The organism is Pseudomonas kitaguniensis (assembly GCF_009296165.1).
In the GTDB taxonomy this organism is placed as follows: domain Bacteria; phylum Pseudomonadota; class Gammaproteobacteria; order Pseudomonadales; family Pseudomonadaceae; genus Aquipseudomonas; species Aquipseudomonas kitaguniensis.
Genome location: NZ_VUAZ01000041.1, coordinates 35,200 through 49,910, shown reverse-complemented (window position 1 = coordinate 49,910; position 14,711 = coordinate 35,200). Strand labels below are relative to the sequence as shown.

General features: G+C 59.9%; 12 protein-coding genes. 9 read left to right on the top strand and 3 right to left on the bottom strand.

Annotation, left to right across the window (positions count from 1 at the left end):
• Positions 1–10: 10 nt before the first annotated feature.
• Genes F0169_RS07955 through F0169_RS07935 form a run of 6 tightly spaced genes read left to right on the top strand, consistent with a single transcriptional unit; the run spans position 11 to position 6,287 of the window.
• Positions 11–1,639, top strand: coding sequence for a xylulokinase (locus F0169_RS07955; protein WP_058411592.1), 1,629 nt, complete (start codon positions 11–13; stop codon positions 1,637–1,639).
• Positions 1,636–2,313, top strand: coding sequence for a class II aldolase/adducin family protein (locus tag F0169_RS07950; RefSeq protein ID WP_152746188.1), 678 nt, complete (start codon positions 1,636–1,638; stop codon positions 2,311–2,313). Before F0169_RS07955 ends, F0169_RS07950 begins: the two co-directional genes overlap by 4 nt.
• Complete coding sequence (locus tag F0169_RS07945) at positions 2,310–3,791, top strand: aspartate aminotransferase family protein (protein WP_152746187.1); 1,482 nt, start codon at positions 2,310–2,312, stop codon at positions 3,789–3,791. Before F0169_RS07950 ends, F0169_RS07945 begins: the two co-directional genes overlap by 4 nt.
• Positions 3,792–3,801: 10 nt before the next feature.
• On the top strand, positions 3,802–4,422 hold the full coding sequence (locus tag F0169_RS07940; protein ID WP_152746186.1) for a hypothetical protein: 621 nt from the start codon (positions 3,802–3,804) through the stop codon (positions 4,420–4,422).
• Between the two features lie 24 nt (positions 4,423–4,446).
• The gene (locus F0169_RS27765) at positions 4,447–4,962 is read left to right on the top strand and encodes a hypothetical protein (RefSeq protein WP_241679075.1); all 516 of its coding nucleotides are present in this window, start codon (positions 4,447–4,449) and stop codon (positions 4,960–4,962) included.
• On the top strand, positions 4,854–6,287 hold the full coding sequence (locus tag F0169_RS07935) for an SDR family oxidoreductase (protein WP_241679074.1): 1,434 nt from the start codon (positions 4,854–4,856) through the stop codon (positions 6,285–6,287). The genes F0169_RS27765 and F0169_RS07935 overlap by 109 nt, the downstream gene beginning before the upstream one ends.
• Before the next feature lie 143 nt (positions 6,288–6,430).
• Here the strand turns inward: F0169_RS07935 and F0169_RS07930 are convergent, their stop codons facing one another.
• Positions 6,431–7,477 (bottom strand): AraC family transcriptional regulator, encoded by a 1,047-nt coding sequence (locus F0169_RS07930; protein WP_058411587.1) that lies wholly within the window; start codon positions 7,475–7,477, stop codon positions 6,431–6,433.
• A 222-nt stretch (positions 7,478–7,699) separates the two neighbouring features.
• Between F0169_RS07930 and F0169_RS07925 the strand changes: the two genes are divergently transcribed.
• The 3 genes from F0169_RS07925 (at position 7,700) to F0169_RS07915 (ending at position 10,312) form a co-directional block, all read left to right on the top strand.
• Positions 7,700–9,124, top strand: coding sequence for a flavin-containing monooxygenase (locus F0169_RS07925; protein ID WP_058411586.1), 1,425 nt, complete (start codon positions 7,700–7,702; stop codon positions 9,122–9,124).
• A gap of 98 nt (positions 9,125–9,222) precedes the next feature.
• Entirely contained in the window at positions 9,223–9,984 is a 762-nt protein-coding gene (locus F0169_RS07920) for an SDR family NAD(P)-dependent oxidoreductase (protein ID WP_341869086.1), read from the top strand.
• A 16-nt stretch (positions 9,985–10,000) separates the two neighbouring features.
• Positions 10,001–10,312 carry an Mpo1-like protein gene (locus F0169_RS07915; RefSeq protein ID WP_058411584.1) on the top strand — a complete coding sequence of 104 codons (312 nt, stop codon included), beginning with the start codon at positions 10,001–10,003 and terminating at the stop codon, positions 10,310–10,312.
• A 217-nt stretch (positions 10,313–10,529) separates the two neighbouring features.
• Here the strand turns inward: F0169_RS07915 and F0169_RS07910 are convergent, their stop codons facing one another.
• Positions 10,530–13,589, bottom strand: coding sequence for an efflux RND transporter permease subunit (locus tag F0169_RS07910; RefSeq protein WP_152746185.1), 3,060 nt, complete (start codon positions 13,587–13,589; stop codon positions 10,530–10,532).
• Complete coding sequence (locus tag F0169_RS07905) at positions 13,586–14,704, bottom strand: efflux RND transporter periplasmic adaptor subunit (protein WP_152746184.1); 1,119 nt, start codon at positions 14,702–14,704, stop codon at positions 13,586–13,588. The genes F0169_RS07910 and F0169_RS07905 overlap by 4 nt, the downstream gene beginning before the upstream one ends.
• Positions 14,705–14,711: the final 7 nt, after the last annotated feature.

Sequence of the window (14,711 nt, the reverse complement as noted above, 5' to 3'; positions counted from 1 at the left end):
GTAAACCTCTATGACTTCGCTTTTCTTATCCCGGACGCCTCAGGCGGCCACCGGTCTGGAGCAACTCGTCCTGGCTGTGGACCTCGGCACCTCCGGTTGCAAGTGCGCCCTGGTTTCACTGGAAGGCGATATCCGGGCGTGGGCGTTTCACAGTGTGCCGCTGCATGTGAGCGGGTTGAGCGTCGAACAGGAACCGCAGGATTGGTGGAATGCTTTCCTGCGTGGCGCCAATGAACTGCTCAGCGCCGATCCAGTCCGGCGGCGCCAGGTGATCGCGGTGTGTTGCTCAACACAGGGCGAAGGCACTGTGTGTGTAGATCGGGACGGCGTGGCTATTGGACGTGCCATGTTGTGGCTGGACAAACGAGGGGCCGGCGCGGTGAAAAAACGCATGGGAGGAGGGCGGTTCAGCCTGGCTGGCTATGGACCGCTCAAGCTCTGGCGTTCATTGCGCCTGACCGGTGGCGTGGCCTCGTTGTCCGGCATGGATGCCGCCGGGCACATGGCCTATATCGTCGATCACGAGCCGCAGCGCTATGAGCGAACCTACAAGTTTCTCAACGTGCTCGACTATATGAACCTACGGCTGTCGGGTCGCTATTGCGCCACCAGCGACTCGATGTTGACCGCATGGATCACCGATAACCGCGACCCTCACCGCATCCGCTACGACGACGGGCTGGTCAAGGCACTGGGAATAGAGGCCGGCAAACTGCCTGAGCTTGTCCGCTCCACCGAAGTTATCGGCACGCTGCGCCCGGAGCTTGCCGAGACGCTCGGACTGGCGCGCACTACGCAAGTGGTGGCGGGTGCCGTCGACACCTCGGCGGTGGCCGTCGGCGCCAGCGTCAGCGATTTTGCTCCGCACCTCTATCTGGGCACCTCGTCGTGGGTAGGGGCTCACGTCCCTTTCAAGAAAACCAGCGTGCGTCACCACATAGCTGCGGTACCCAGTGCCGTCAACGGTCGCTACCTGGCGATGGCCATGCAGTCGGCGGCGGGCGCAAACCTTTCATTCCTGCGCGACAAGGTGCTGTACCACCCGGATGAGCTGCTCAGTGATGAACAGCAGCCGGACGTCTATGCCTTGCTTGACCGTATCGCCGCACGCGTGCCACCGGGGTCGAGAGGGTTGATCTACACACCCTGGCTGTGTGGTGAGCGCTCACCAATCAGTGATCCAAGCCTGCGCGCCGGTCTGTTCAATCTGAAGCTGGAGCACTCGCGGGAGGACATCATCCGCGCCTTCATGGAGGGAGTCGCCCTCAATACGCGCTGGATGTTCGAGCCGTTCGCGCGTTTTCTCGGCCAGCCCAGCGATGTGATCGTGGCCACCGGTGGCGGTGCCCAATCGGATGTGTGGTGCCAGATCATGGCTGACGTCTGTGGGCGCGTTATCCAGCAGCCGCAGAACGCCATCCAGACCAATGCACGCGGGGCGGCGTTCATTGCGGCGGTGGCGTTGGGCAAGCTGCAGTTCCACGACCTTTCCCGCCTCAAGCGCCCCCACCGCCTGTTTGAACCGTCCCGCGTGACCCGCGCGCTGTACGACGACCAATTCGCCACGTTCCAGGAGGTGCGCACGCGCCTTGCGCCGCTTTACCGGCGACTGAACCCCATACAGGAGACGGCCTCATGAGTCATGTCCAAGAGCAAATTGTCGAGCTCTCGCAGCATCTGTGTCACCGCGGCTTTTTTGCGGCCACGGGCGGCAATCTCGCGTTGCGTATCGATGCGCAGCACATCGCGGTCACGCCGTCGGCTACTGACTATTTCACCATGCGCCCCGAGGATGTCTGTGTGCTGCGCCTCAAGGATCTGGCGCAGCTCTCCGGTGACCGTGCCCCCACGGTTGAAAGCGGGCTACATGCAAAAATCCTGCGGGCGCGCCCGGATGTGCAGTGCAGCATCCACACGCATCAGCCCGTAGCCAGTGCTTGCACCTTGCTCGGTAAACCAATGGATGTGCCCAACCCTGAACTGTGGGATTCCTTGGGTAAACACATTCCCCTGGTCGGGTACGCGCCTTCAGGGTCCAACTGGCTGGCCGGCAAGTTCGGCCGGGCCATTCGTTGGGATTACAACGCGTACCTGATGCGCAACCACGGGGTGTTGTGCTGTGGCCCGGATGTCGAGACAACTCTGTCGCGCCTCGAGGACCTCGAGACCTTTTGCCGTGACTACCTGTTACGCCAAATCACCGAACAGTCCCGTCATAAATCACAGTCACCTGCCGCCGTGGCACGCCTGGTCGACGCCTTGGTGCGTTGCAGCGCTGTCGATGCTCACTCTTCTTCCGAGATCCCATCATGAACAAACCCCTGGACCCCATCACATTGCCTGCGGCGGCAGATTCCGCAGTTTCGCAATGGCCTGATGTTGACTCGCTCTATCGACGGTTCGATGCGCTGGTCAAGCAACCCATTCGCCCCTTGAAGCGTGAGGCGCTGAACAAGGTCATGGGCTACTTCGACGAGCGCTGCCAGGGTTCGAAGCGGCTCGCCGAGGGGGCCAAAAAATTCATACCGGGGGGCGTGCAGCATAACCTCGCGTTCAATCACCCGTTCCCCCTCGCCATCGCCCAGGCCAAGGGCGCGCACCTGACCGATGTGGACGGCAACCGCTATATCGATTTTCTACAGGCCGGCGGGCCGACTTTGCTGGGCTCCAACCATCCGGCGATTCGTGAGCAGGTCAATCGGATCCTCGACGACTGCGGTCCGGTCACCGGCCTGCTGCATGAATACGAGGTGAAGCTGGCGCAGTTGGTCTGCGAAGTGATGCCTGGCGTCGACATGGTGCGCCTGCTGGGCTCCGGTACCGAGGCGGTCATGGCGGCGGTGCGCCTGGCGCGCGCGTATACCCGCAAGAAATGGGTGATCAAGATCGGCGGGGCGTATCACGGTTGGAGTGACCAGTTGGTATACGGCATGCGATTGCCGGGCACCGGCCGTATGGAGGCCGTCGGCATTCCACGCGGCGCCACGGCTAACACCCAGGAAAGCCCGCCGAATAACCTGGACGCGTTGCGTCGGCGCTTGCAGATCAATCGCCTGCGCGGCGGCACGGCGGCGATCATGGTCGAACCCTTTGGCCCGGAAAGCGGCACGCGCCCGGTGCACCCGGACTTCAACCGTCAACTGCGCAAGCTCTGCGACGAGTTCGACACGTTGCTGATTTTCGATGAAGTGGTCACGGGTTTCCGTGCGGGCCTGGGGGGCGCACAAGCGTATTTCAACGTGATGCCGGACATCACCGTACTTGGCAAATGCCTGACCGGCGGCTACCCCATGGCCGGTGCCATCGGCGGGCGCAGGGAGGTGATGCAGCTGCTCGCCGGCGGTATTGGTACTTCTGCACGACGGGCCTTTGTCGGCGGCACGTTGTCGGCCAACCCGCTGTCCTGCGTGGCGGGCTACTACGCTTTGACCGAGGCGCGCAAACTGAATGCGCCGGCTTTGGCGGGACGCGCTGGTGACCGTATGCGCAAGGGGCTGGACGAAATCATTAACCGCCGTGGCCTACCGTATGTGGCCTATAACATGGGCTCGATCGTGCACCTGCAAACCTCAGGCGTGTTGTTGCTGGATACCAGCAACCCGCTCAAGTTGCTGCGTGCACGTCATGAAGCCAAGTCGCGTAAACACATGATGGAAGAAATGGGTGCGGCTTATACGGCACATGGGTTGATCACGCTGGCCGGCAGCCGGATCTATACCAGCCTGGCTGATACCGACGACGTCATCGACGACGCGCTCGAGCGATTCGACGCCGTTTTTCAACTGGTGTGAGGTGAGCGTGATGCAGGATGTACTGCGGCAACAATGGCTGGAAATCCGGCAACGGCTGGTGGGTCTGGTACAGGAGGGGAGCAGTTTTTCCTTGCGTATACCGGGCGAGCAAAGCATGTGGTGGGGCCCGTTGGATGACTTGGCCCCCACCCACGTCGGTTGGCCGGTACATGTGCTGGGTGACAGCCAGACCCACCAGGCGATCTACCGTGCCCGGAGTGACGTCGGTGCCATTTTGCTGGGCGGAGGAGACTTCGCCCAGCGCTTGGCAGACTTTGGCGGGGTTATGCCCATTCTGTTTGATGAGCAGGCACGGCATATTGGCCACATGGGGGCGCCGGCGGCGTCAGTCCAGGACATTGCCGGCGCCTTGCAGCGGGGCGGCAATGCCGTGTTGATCAAGGGCGTGCCCGCGACCCTGGGCACCACCGGTACCCGGATGGCGATGAATGCGCAGCTGTTTGAAAAATGCGCCAAGGCGTTCACCCTCGCCAAGGCCTCCGGTGCCAAGATGACACTGCTGCCTTGGTGGGTAGTGCGAGTTGCCAACAGCCGACTGATGAAGGATGAGCAACGTGCGACGCAATGTTTTGCCCAAGGCGAGATTCCGCCGGAAAACCGTGGTTACTGAAAACCCTTCAAGAGGTGTAACGCCATGCACATGCCGTCCGCTGTTTCCCGTAAACACCTGAGTGTCGCCTTGGCGCTGGGCTCTATCGCCGTGCTGATGGTGGGGCTGCAACCCTTGTTGCTGGGAGAGTTGCTGGCGCAGAACCGGCTTTCACTTGAGGGCGTCGGCTTGGTTGCAATGGGCGAAATTCTCGCGCTGGGGCTGGGTGTCGTCCTGGGCGATTTATTGCGCTCCGTGTTCAGCCTGCGCCAGCTCACCGTCGTCGCTATCCTGGCGGCATCGGGTATGGACCTGGTCACGGCCAATACCACCGGGGATGGCGCACTGGCAGTGGCGCGGGCCTTGGCCGGCCTGGCCGAAGGTTTGCTGTTATGGGGCACCGTGAACCTGATCGTCAAGGCCCGGCACCTGACCGCGTGGCGGGGGTGTTCATGGTGGTGCAAACCCTTGGCCAGGCCTTGGTGGCTGCGGTGTTGGCGTATTGGGTGCTGCCTATTCAGAGCACCTCGTCTTATGGTTTCGTGTTCCTGGGTACGCTGACGGCAGCTTCTTTGTTGTTGGTTCGGTGGCAACCCATTCGGCTGGCCAATCAGCAAGCACAGCGAACGGATGATGCCGGGTTCGGTTGGGGTCTTAATCACCTGTTATTGCTCGGGCTGGTCTTTATGCAGCTCAGCGCGATTGGTGGGCTTTGGGCTTATCTTGAGCCGTTAAGCAAATACGTGGGGCTTGATGCGCAAAACGCACAATTGCTGATCTCCGGTACCTTGCTCATGCAGGTATTGGGCGGCTGCCTGGGGATCGTCCTGGTACGCCGGGTCTCGGACTTTTCGTTGTTGGCCGTCGCCGCTTTGTTGTTGGGCGGCATCGCGCTGGGTATGTATTTTTCTGCGGATATGGGCGTCAGGGTATTTCTGCTGCTGTGCGGCGCATTTGGCCTGGTCTGGCTGATGCTGACACCCTTCCAGGTACGTATTGCTCTGCAACTTGATCCTTCGGGGCGAGTTGCCGCGTTGGTGCCGGGCATGCAGTTGTTGGGGTGCGCTTTTGGGCCCTTGATGGCGTCACAATGGGTGGTGGGGGAGAACGCCGAGTACGTGCTGTTGGTCAGCGCCGTGTTCTCGCTGATTGCATTGACGTTGGTCGGCTTGCTTCGCCGGTGCCCGGCAAGCAACCGCGTCAGCTTTGCACGCAAAGTGGTCCTGGTGGTGGGGGCGTCCTCAGGCATGGGGCGCGCTCTGGCGGTGCGTCTGGCGCAGGAAGGCGCCTGGGTTGTGGCCACGGCTCGGCGCAAGGAGCTGTTGAACGACCTGCAACTGGAAATCACGCTCCAGGGTGGCAAATGCCTGGTCTCGGCAGTGGACGCCCTGGATGAGCATGCGGCGGCCGATCTGGTGGGTGAAATTGTCGAGCTGTACGGTCGTCTGGATGTGGTCGTACTGAATGCAGGCGGTGCACCTGCGTTGGATATGCGTGAGATGAGTGCGTCCGACGTCACTGCGTATATGCGCTCGAACTATGATGTGGTGGTCAATTATCTGTTCCCCGCCCTGGAGCATATGAGTCGCCAGGGGCATGGTTTTGTCGTGCACACCAATTCACTGGCGGGGTTCCTGGGGGTGACGTTGCAGGGCCCATATTGCGCCGCTAAAGGCGCACTGCGCCTGTTGATTGATACATGTCGCATTGAGTTTGGTAACAGAGGTATTCGCTTTCTGTCGCTCTACCCAGGTTTGTGGCCACCGCTAAAACCGCAAACGATGGCATGCCGGCACCGCTGGAAATTTCCGAAGCGGCAGCCGTCGATCACATGCTCTACGCAATGCGCAGCCAGCGCTGGGACTACTTGTTTCCTTTATCGATGAGGTGGCTGATCCGTTTGGCCAGAGTTCTGCCCAAACCGATCACGCTCTGGGTATTGCGTCGAGAGTTGCCGGTGTTGGCCAATGACAGCAGCGCGTCTTCACCCGTGATTACCTTCAAGAACACCTCGGCATAAAGTCTGACATCAGGTGGTGCGCTGCGTATTCGGCAACGCACCCGTCCAGCGTTTGAAGGCGCGCCTGAAGCCCCGTGCGTCGCTAAAGCCGATGGTGTGCGCAATGTCAGCTATCGACATACGGGTGTTTTGCAGTAAGTCACAAGCACGCTCGTGCCTGACTCGATCCAGCAGCCCGCTGTACGTCACGCCCAGGTCCGTCAGGCGACGACGCAGGGTACGCTCACTCATGTTGAGCGCCTTGGAAAAGGTCTGAAGCGCTTCAGGATCGTCGAGGTTGAGGCGGATATGACTGGAGAGGGTTTCGATCAAATCATTTCGTGAATCGCCTCTGTTCATCAACTGATCCAATTTCGCCCGCAAGGGTCCACACGCCATGTCGTCGTAATCCGGCAGGCGTGCGTTCAACCAATGGGCTTCGCAGATCAAGCGATTTTTCCCGGCCATGAATTTTATCGGGCAACGAAATTCGCGCCGATAGGCCTGGGCATAATTCGGGCGAGCGTACGACAACTCTACCCTGAGGGGGTTGAAGGCTGGCCCGATAAGCCGCCTTACCACGGACACCGCGCTCGAAAAGGCTTCTTCGATCAAGAAGGGCTCAATTTCCAGATCAAACACTTTGGGTTTGACCTCAATGATGAACTCATTGGGATGGACGCAGGCACGGTGCTCCAGTAAAGCACCGGTATCACCTTGGTGTTCGAGACCGTAGGTGATGGCTTCACCCAGCGTTTTACAGGTCAGCATGGCCAGGCCCGCAAACCCCCAAGACACCGGGGTCTGACGTGCGCCGGTAGATAGGCCCAGCGCAGGATCCTTGACCACTCGCTGCGTTCGAGTAATCAGCATTCGGGTTTGCCGATAAGACAAGCGCATGTCCAGATCAAGCAGTTCGGCATAACCGAAGCCGAGCCCGCGACAAATGCGCTCCGTCGAGAGCCCGCTTTCCATTAACAGGCTGAACAACGCCCGCGCGACGTTGGGAACCACCACCGCTTCATTTTGTTGGGGATGCTGCTTCCAGTGCTGGGCAGCGGCTGCGGGCTCTAACATAGATCACACGCTCTCCATCAGAATGAGTCTGTAGACGATACCTTTCGGTCGGTAATCTAACACCTCCCTTTCTGCTATTGCGGGCATAACGGGTGAGTTTCCTGTGCGCGCAGCTTATCTGTCCTCCATGGTCCCCTGAATGGCCGCGAAAGGCTCATCAAAAGCACCGACTTCCCTTTAGATTTTGGTTCAACACCGAACTGGATATTCAAGGGAAGCGCTATGAAATCAGAACAAGACGCAGCGATTATCGACCGAGGAAATAGCGCCTGCATTATTGGCGCCGGGCCTGGTGGGCTGAGTGCCGCACGCGCACTCAAAGCAAAGAAAATTACCTATGACCAGTTCGAGCGGCATTCGGATGTAGGAGGGATTTGGGACATCAACAATGTCGGCACACCGATGTACGATTCGGCGCATTTTATCTCGTCCAGGGATCTGTCGGGATTCGTCGGGTTTCCAATGCCCAGGGACTTTCCGGAATACCCCTCCCACCGTCAAATCGCGCACTATCTCAGGAGCTTCGCTGCAGCATTCGGGCTGCGTGAGTCTATTCAGTTCAGTACAACGGTAACCCTGATTAGAAAGGATCCTGACGGGCACTGGTCCGTCAGCCTGAGTGATGGTTCTACACGGCGATACCGTTGGATCGTGTTAGCGACCGGGACAAACTGGAAGCCCAACCTGCCAGCGTTTCGTGGTGAGTTTAATGGGGAAATACGCCATTCCAACTCGTTTCAATCCGGATCGGAATTCCAAGGTAAGAACGTGTTGGTGGTGGGCGCGGGAAATTCTGGCGCGGACATTTCCTGCGAGGCCGCCATTCACGCAAAACAAGCCTTTATCAGCATGCGCCGTGGTTACTACTTCATTCCCAAGCATGTGTTTGGTGTACCTGCCGATGTGTTCGGTGAAAATGGGCCGCACCTCCCTTTGTGGCTGGCCAGGCCTGTCTTCAAGTTCTTATTGAAGCTGCTTGTGGGAGACCTGACACGATGGGGCTTACCGAAGCCTGATCATCGTTTGTTCGAGACCCACCCGATCGTGAACTCGCAACTGCTGCATCATCTTCAGCACGGCAATATTGCGGTGCGTAAAAACATCGACAGGTTGGAGGGTGATTTCGTCATTTTTTCAGATGGTGCACGCGAAAAGATCGACTTGATTCTTTGTGCCACAGGCTTCAAATGGGGCGCTGAATGCGCTGCGCAGTTTTTCGAATGGAAGCATGGCAGGCCCCTGCTTTATCTGTCGATGTTCAGCCGCACTCACCGTAACCTCTGCGCCATCGGTTACCTCGACCAGAACTCCAGTGCTTTCAAGCTTTTCGATACCCAGGCGCTCACCCTGGCTGCGTATTTTCGGGCGCAGCTGGATGGGCTCGACACCGCGCGCCAATTCGATCAATTGATTCAGAGCGACGAGCCGGACCTCAGTGGCGGGATTCAGTTTGTTCAATCGGACCGGCATGCGGTTTATCTGGATGCTCGGTCCTTCACTGCTTACCTGGAGACGCTACGCACACGCATGCATTGGCCGCGCTTGACTGAGGATCTGTATGCAGCCATCAAGCTCGATCAGCCCTTTCCAAAGAGCGCTGCTCCTGTGGTTCATGAAGTGCTGGGGGAGAGTCTGCATGGCGAGTAATACGTCATTTACGGGCTGGACAGCGCTGATTACGGGAGGCCGCCGGTGGGTTGGGGCGGGCGATCGCGGCGGCGCTGATCGCCCGCGGTGTCAAATGCGTGCTGGTCGATATTGATGCGGTGCGCCTGGCCGAGGCCGCCACTGCCCTCGGGCCCCAGGCATTGACCTATCAGGCGGACCTTACCGATCGTGAAGCGCTTGGGGGGCTTGTGAACTATGTAAGTAGTGAGATCGGTCGCCTCGATCTGCTGGTCAATAACGCCGGGATATTAAGCAATATTCCATTCGAGACCAGGCCAACTGTATCGATTGCGCGTGAAGTCCAGCTCAATATGATGGTTCCTTTGGAACTGTGTCAGGCGTTTCTACCCTTGTTGCAACAAGCCAGTGACGGACGGGTTATTTCAATTGTTTCCTTAGGGGGATTATTTCCCATGCCGGAAACATGCATTTATTCGGCAACAAAATTTGGCCTGCGTGGCGCCATGCTTTGCTTGGGGTTGGATGGCAAACGCTTAGGCGTAAAATTTACCATTGTGAATCCGTCCGCGACGGAGACGCCGATGCTGATGCGTGAGGCCATTGAAAATGGCAACAAGATGCAGTTTATGGATCCGCCTCAAATGCCCGCAGACGTGGCTAAAACCGTCATCAAAGCGCTGGAAAAACCTCGGCTGGAACTGTTCGTTCGTCCCAGTGAATCCTGGACTGCGCGGTTAGCCATGCTGGTGCCGGGAATTTTACCGCACATATTGCCCTTGTTCCGGCGCAAGAGCGAAAAGGGCCATCGCAACTATGTCGTGTCGCTCGAGCAGCGAGGGTTGATAACCAGAGACGGTGAAGGCTGGCGCCTGAAATGAGCCAAGGGGCGGTAATATGAACAGAGCAGAGAAGGGCGAAGCAGTCGGTGAGTTCTACAGGTTCTATCTGAGTGAACACCTGAATAGAACGTCACGTCGACTGCATTTTATCGGATCGACGCTTGCAGTCGTCCTGCTGGTGGTGGGCTTAGTAACCGGTGTGTGGTGGTTGCTGGTGCTGGCATTTATTGAGGCTTACACATTTGCCTGGGTCGGGCATTTTTTCTTCGAGAAAAACCGACCGGCCACTTTCAAGCACCCCTTGAAGAGTTTTGCTGGGGATTGGCGAATGTGGTGGGAAATACTGACGGGAAAAATACCGTTCTGACAGATGCTGGAAGATAGGCCGCCAGACGAAGTGTCTGGCCGGCCGGTGTATGAAGCAATCTGCCGCTCATGAGGCCCACTCTACGCTCAGATGCGTGCTGACAGCGTCGCCATCGGCAGGCCTTGGGTACTAGAGGGTCATGATAACCACGCCTTTTTGAACGCATCACCTGTAAATCATAGGAACGTGTAGCGGTTTTTTCCCATGTTTCGCGCGACTATTGCACAGCGGTGTCGGCCGATTTTTTATTGAACAGCACCACATAGAGCACCGGAATCAACCCAAGGGTCACCAATGTGCCCAGCGCCAGGCCACCCATCAGCGTGATCGCCATGCCTTCCCACAGTGGGCCGGCGAAAAGCATCAGCGGGATCAACCCGATAATGCAGGTCAGCTTGGTCATGACGATGGGGCGCAGGCGTTTCACGGCAGCATTCACCACCGCTTCGTACACCGGCAGGCCATCGTGGAGTTCCGCCTCGATCCGTTCCAGCAGCAACACGGCGTTGTTGACGATAATTCCCGCCAAGGACAACAGGCCGAACGTGGCCATGAAGCCGAACGGGTAGCCTGTGATCAGCAGCGCGATCGCAACGCCGATCAATACAAAGGGGATTGCGGAGATGACGATCAGCACCTTGCGCAACGAATTGAATTGCCAGACGAACAACAGCAGCATGGCGATCAGCGCGTGGGGCAGGTATTGCAACAGCGCCTGGTTGGCCTCTGCCGAGTCTTCGATTTCGCCCCCCAACTCAATGCGGTACCCCGGCGGCAATGCCAGCGCAACCACCTGTGGCGCCAGTTGCTCGACGATGGAGGTTGCGGTCAGCAACGGGTTGTGCCCGACCACGGTGATGCAGCGTTCCTGATTGCGGCGTACCAGGGTGGAGGGCTCACTGGACGCGACGATGCGTGCGATGGCCGTCAGCGGCAAAGGCGTCGAACCGTCGGCCGGGTAGACCAGAATGCCGCGCAAATCGGGAGCGTCATGGTTGGCCGAAGCGGGTTCACGTACCACCAGGGGCACGCGGGTTTCGTTGTCCTGCAACGACGAAACCTGGATGCCGCCGAAGTGCAGTTGCAAGGCCTGGGCAATGGCTTGGGTGTCCACCCCTGCGCGGCGCGCACCGTGTGCGTCGACCTCGACGGTATAGCGTGCCAGGCGCGTGCTCCAGTCATTGCGCACATCCAGTGTGCCCGGCATGTTACGCAGAGCCTGTTCGATCTGGCCGGCCAGCGTACGTATGACGTTCTCGTCCGGGCCAATCACGCGATAGATGGCGACACCGGCCTCGGTAGTGCCCAGGGAAAACCGTTTGGGTTCGGCACGCAGCTCGGGGTGTTGCTTGAGCAGATAGCGACGCATATTGGCAATCACTGCATCAATATCTGTACCGGCCTTGACGCTGACGGTGAAGTAAGCGGTTTCCGATGCGGGCAAGGGCGGGTTGAGACCCAGCACAATGCGCGGCCCGCCATCGCCCACATAGCCGATGCTGTCGACCACCTGAGGCTCCTTGCCTAACCACAGGCTGATCTCGCGCACGCTTTGCAAGGTTTTGCGCGAACCGCTTCCGGGCTCTAGGGTGATGGGCACCTGGAACTGCATGCGGTCCGACTGAGGCAGAAAGTCATAGGGCACGCGCATCAACTCGAAAACGGCGGCGGCCAGTAGCACCAGCATCGCAATCAGAAACAGCACCTTGTGCAGCAGCACCTGGCGAATGACGGCCCGATAGCCTCGGTAAAAGCCGTTGTCGTAGCTGTCCTCGGCTGCCTTATGGCCTGGGACCTTGGCAAAATACAGGCACAGCAACGGCGTGACGGTGACGCTCAACAGCCAGGAGCCGAGTAGCGTCAGTGTTAGCACGATGGCCAATGAGCGCAGATATTCATTGGTGCTGGTCTGGCCGAGAAAGAACGGCGAGAAGGCCAGCACAATCACCAGTGAGGAGGTCAGCAACGGAATCGCCAGCGTACGCCCGGCATCCTCGCAGGCTTGGCGTCGATCCTCACCGGCATGCAGTCGGCGCTCGATGTCCTCGGCAATCACAATGCCGTTGTCCACCAGCAGGCCCAGGGCGAGGATAATCGCGGCGATAGACACGGTTTGCAGCTCGACCCCGAGCATGCGCATGGCGATCAACGTGCCCAGGATGGTCAGCGGCACAATGGCGCCGACCACCAGCCCGGTGCGCCAGCCGAGGAACAGCATGACCACGGCCATGACGATGACCACCGTCTCGATCATTACGTGCTTCATCTTGGCCATCTGCTGATCGACCACATCGGCCTGGAACGTCACCACATGGGCGGTAAAGCCCAGCGGAAGTTGCTGTTCCAACTGTGCCAAACGAGCGCGCAGGGCTGTGCCGAACTGATGGATGTTCTGTCCCGCAGCCATCGACACCGCCAGCACCACCGCGTCCTGGCCTTGATACACCGCAGCGGTCTGCGGAGGGTCGGCAGCCATCACCGAGATCTGCGCGATTGCGCCGAGTGCTAACGATTGCGTGGTGCCGTCTACACCAGGCAGTTGGATCGGCAGCTGGCGCAGTTGCTCCACGCTGAGCACTTCACCGGTCACGGTCAGGGTGGTGATCTGCCCGCCAATGTTGGCGATACCGCCGGGGGCCAACACATTCTGTTGCTGCAATTGCTGGAACAGTTGCTGGGGAGACAAGCCCAACCCCGCCAGGCGCTGAGGGTTGAAGTCGATCGACAACTGCTGGTCCTGCATGCCGTGCAGCGTCACCTGGCCGATGCCGGGTAGCCCGCCCAACTGGTCGCGCAGGCGCTTCAGCGGCCCGCGCATCTCGCTCATGCTGTAGCCGGGCGCGGTAATCGCGATGGATGCGACGGCGACGCGCCCGAAATTATCGTCGACAAACGGCCCTTGGGTGCCCGGTGGAAAGTCGGCGCCGGCGTCGGCGACCTTGTTGCGCACTTGTTGCCACAGCACCCCCAGGTCCTTGATTTCGTCGCGCGCCGTCACCTGGATCACCACGCTGCCGGGGTGAACGGTGGTCACGATATTTTTGATCTGCGACAGCTCACGCAGTTTTTCTTCCGTTGGCCGCGCCAGCAGCTCTTCGGCGCGTTCGCTGGGCAGGCCGGGGAACTGGATGCTCACCAGCGCATCTCGGATGGTCACCGAGGGTTCTTCCTGGGTCGGGAAACTCAGAAACGTTGCCACGCCTGCGATCAGGATCAACAGCGCGGTGAATAGCGTCAGGCGGCTTGCGCCCAAGGCGTGTCGGGTCAGGTTGATCATTCGGTTGTGCTCAAGCGACTGGAAGGCACTAGCAGGTTGACGGGCTGACCGTCACTGAGAAACGCGACGCCGGTGACGACCACTTGCTCGCCGTCCTTGAGGCCGTTGTCGATGGCGACACGGCCCTGGTCGATCAGGCCGATCGTAATGTCACGCAGGGCGACCTTGCCCTGGGTCGGGTCATAGACAAACACCTGCACCTGGCTGGCGTCGCCGCCCATGCGCAGGGCCTGGGTTGGAATCGACAACGCGGGCGCGGCAGGGGCCGCCAATCGCACGTTGAGGTTTACGCCGCTGGGGAGTGCGAGGTCGCGGGCGTTCAAGCGGAAACGCGCGCTTTGCAACAGGCCGTTCTGCGCCCGCGCCGACAAGCCTTCGAGCACCAACGGCAGGGTTGATCCGGGTGCGGCCGGGTCGGCTGCGACGGCGTGGTCCCCAGGCTTGAGGCCGGCGGCCTGTTCCACCGGGATTTGCACGATGACCTGCAACGCGCCGCCGGCCTCCAGCTCCATCACCACTTGGCCGGGCGACAACTCGCTGTACAACTGCGCGGGTCTTGCCACGACGCGGCCGTCAAACGGCGCAGTCAGTTGGCCCTGGCGCTGATCGCGCCGTACCAGATCCAGCGCCGCTTCATCGGCGGTCTGCTGCGCGACGGCCGCTTGCCACGCCGCTTCAGCTTGCTCCATCGCGCTGGCCGCAACACTGCCCTGGGTAAACAGCTGTTGCTGGCGGACCTTGTTGCGCTTGCGCTCGCCGGTTTGCGCCGCGCTGGCCAACAAGGCCGCCTGCGATTGTTTCAAACGTAACCGCACGGCTGCAGTGTCCAGGCTTGCCAGCACCTGGCCTTGTTTTACGGTATCGCCGACGTCGACGTTCAACGTCACCAATCGCCCCGCGCCTTCGAAGGCCAGGGCTGCGCGTTGGCGTTGGCGCACCACACCGGTCAATGGCGCAGCGTCGGCCGATGCGGCGTGTACGGTGGTGATTTTCACCGACCTTACGGCCGGCTGCGACACCGCTTCCTCGCGCGAACAGGCCGCCACCATGAGGCAGGCAACGCCGAGCAGCAGGGGACGGCCCCAAGGACGGAACAACTGAGCAAAACCCTGCATGCCTGGC

What these genes read in the sequence shown, in the direction of transcription:
- F0169_RS07915 (WP_058411584.1), top strand. Translation starts at nt 10,001, where the DNA reads ATGAACAGAGCAGAGAAGGGCGAAGCAGTCGGTGAGTTCTACAGGTTC.
- F0169_RS07910 (WP_152746185.1), bottom strand. Translation starts at nt 13,589, where the DNA reads ATGATCAACCTGACCCGACACGCCTTGGGCGCAAGCCGCCTGACGCTA.
- F0169_RS07950 (WP_152746188.1), top strand. Translation starts at nt 1,636, where the DNA reads ATGAGTCATGTCCAAGAGCAAATTGTCGAGCTCTCGCAGCATCTGTGT.
- F0169_RS07955 (WP_058411592.1), top strand. Translation starts at nt 11, where the DNA reads ATGACTTCGCTTTTCTTATCCCGGACGCCTCAGGCGGCCACCGGTCTG.
- F0169_RS07935 (WP_241679074.1), top strand. Translation starts at nt 4,854, where the DNA reads ATGGTGGTGCAAACCCTTGGCCAGGCCTTGGTGGCTGCGGTGTTGGCG.
- F0169_RS07925 (WP_058411586.1), top strand. Translation starts at nt 7,700, where the DNA reads ATGAAATCAGAACAAGACGCAGCGATTATCGACCGAGGAAATAGCGCC.
- F0169_RS27765 (WP_241679075.1), top strand. Translation starts at nt 4,447, where the DNA reads ATGCACATGCCGTCCGCTGTTTCCCGTAAACACCTGAGTGTCGCCTTG.
- F0169_RS07945 (WP_152746187.1), top strand. Translation starts at nt 2,310, where the DNA reads ATGAACAAACCCCTGGACCCCATCACATTGCCTGCGGCGGCAGATTCC.
- F0169_RS07940 (WP_152746186.1), top strand. Translation starts at nt 3,802, where the DNA reads ATGCAGGATGTACTGCGGCAACAATGGCTGGAAATCCGGCAACGGCTG.
- F0169_RS07905 (WP_152746184.1), bottom strand. Translation starts at nt 14,704, where the DNA reads ATGCAGGGTTTTGCTCAGTTGTTCCGTCCTTGGGGCCGTCCCCTGCTG.
- F0169_RS07930 (WP_058411587.1), bottom strand. Translation starts at nt 7,477, where the DNA reads ATGTTAGAGCCCGCAGCCGCTGCCCAGCACTGGAAGCAGCATCCCCAA.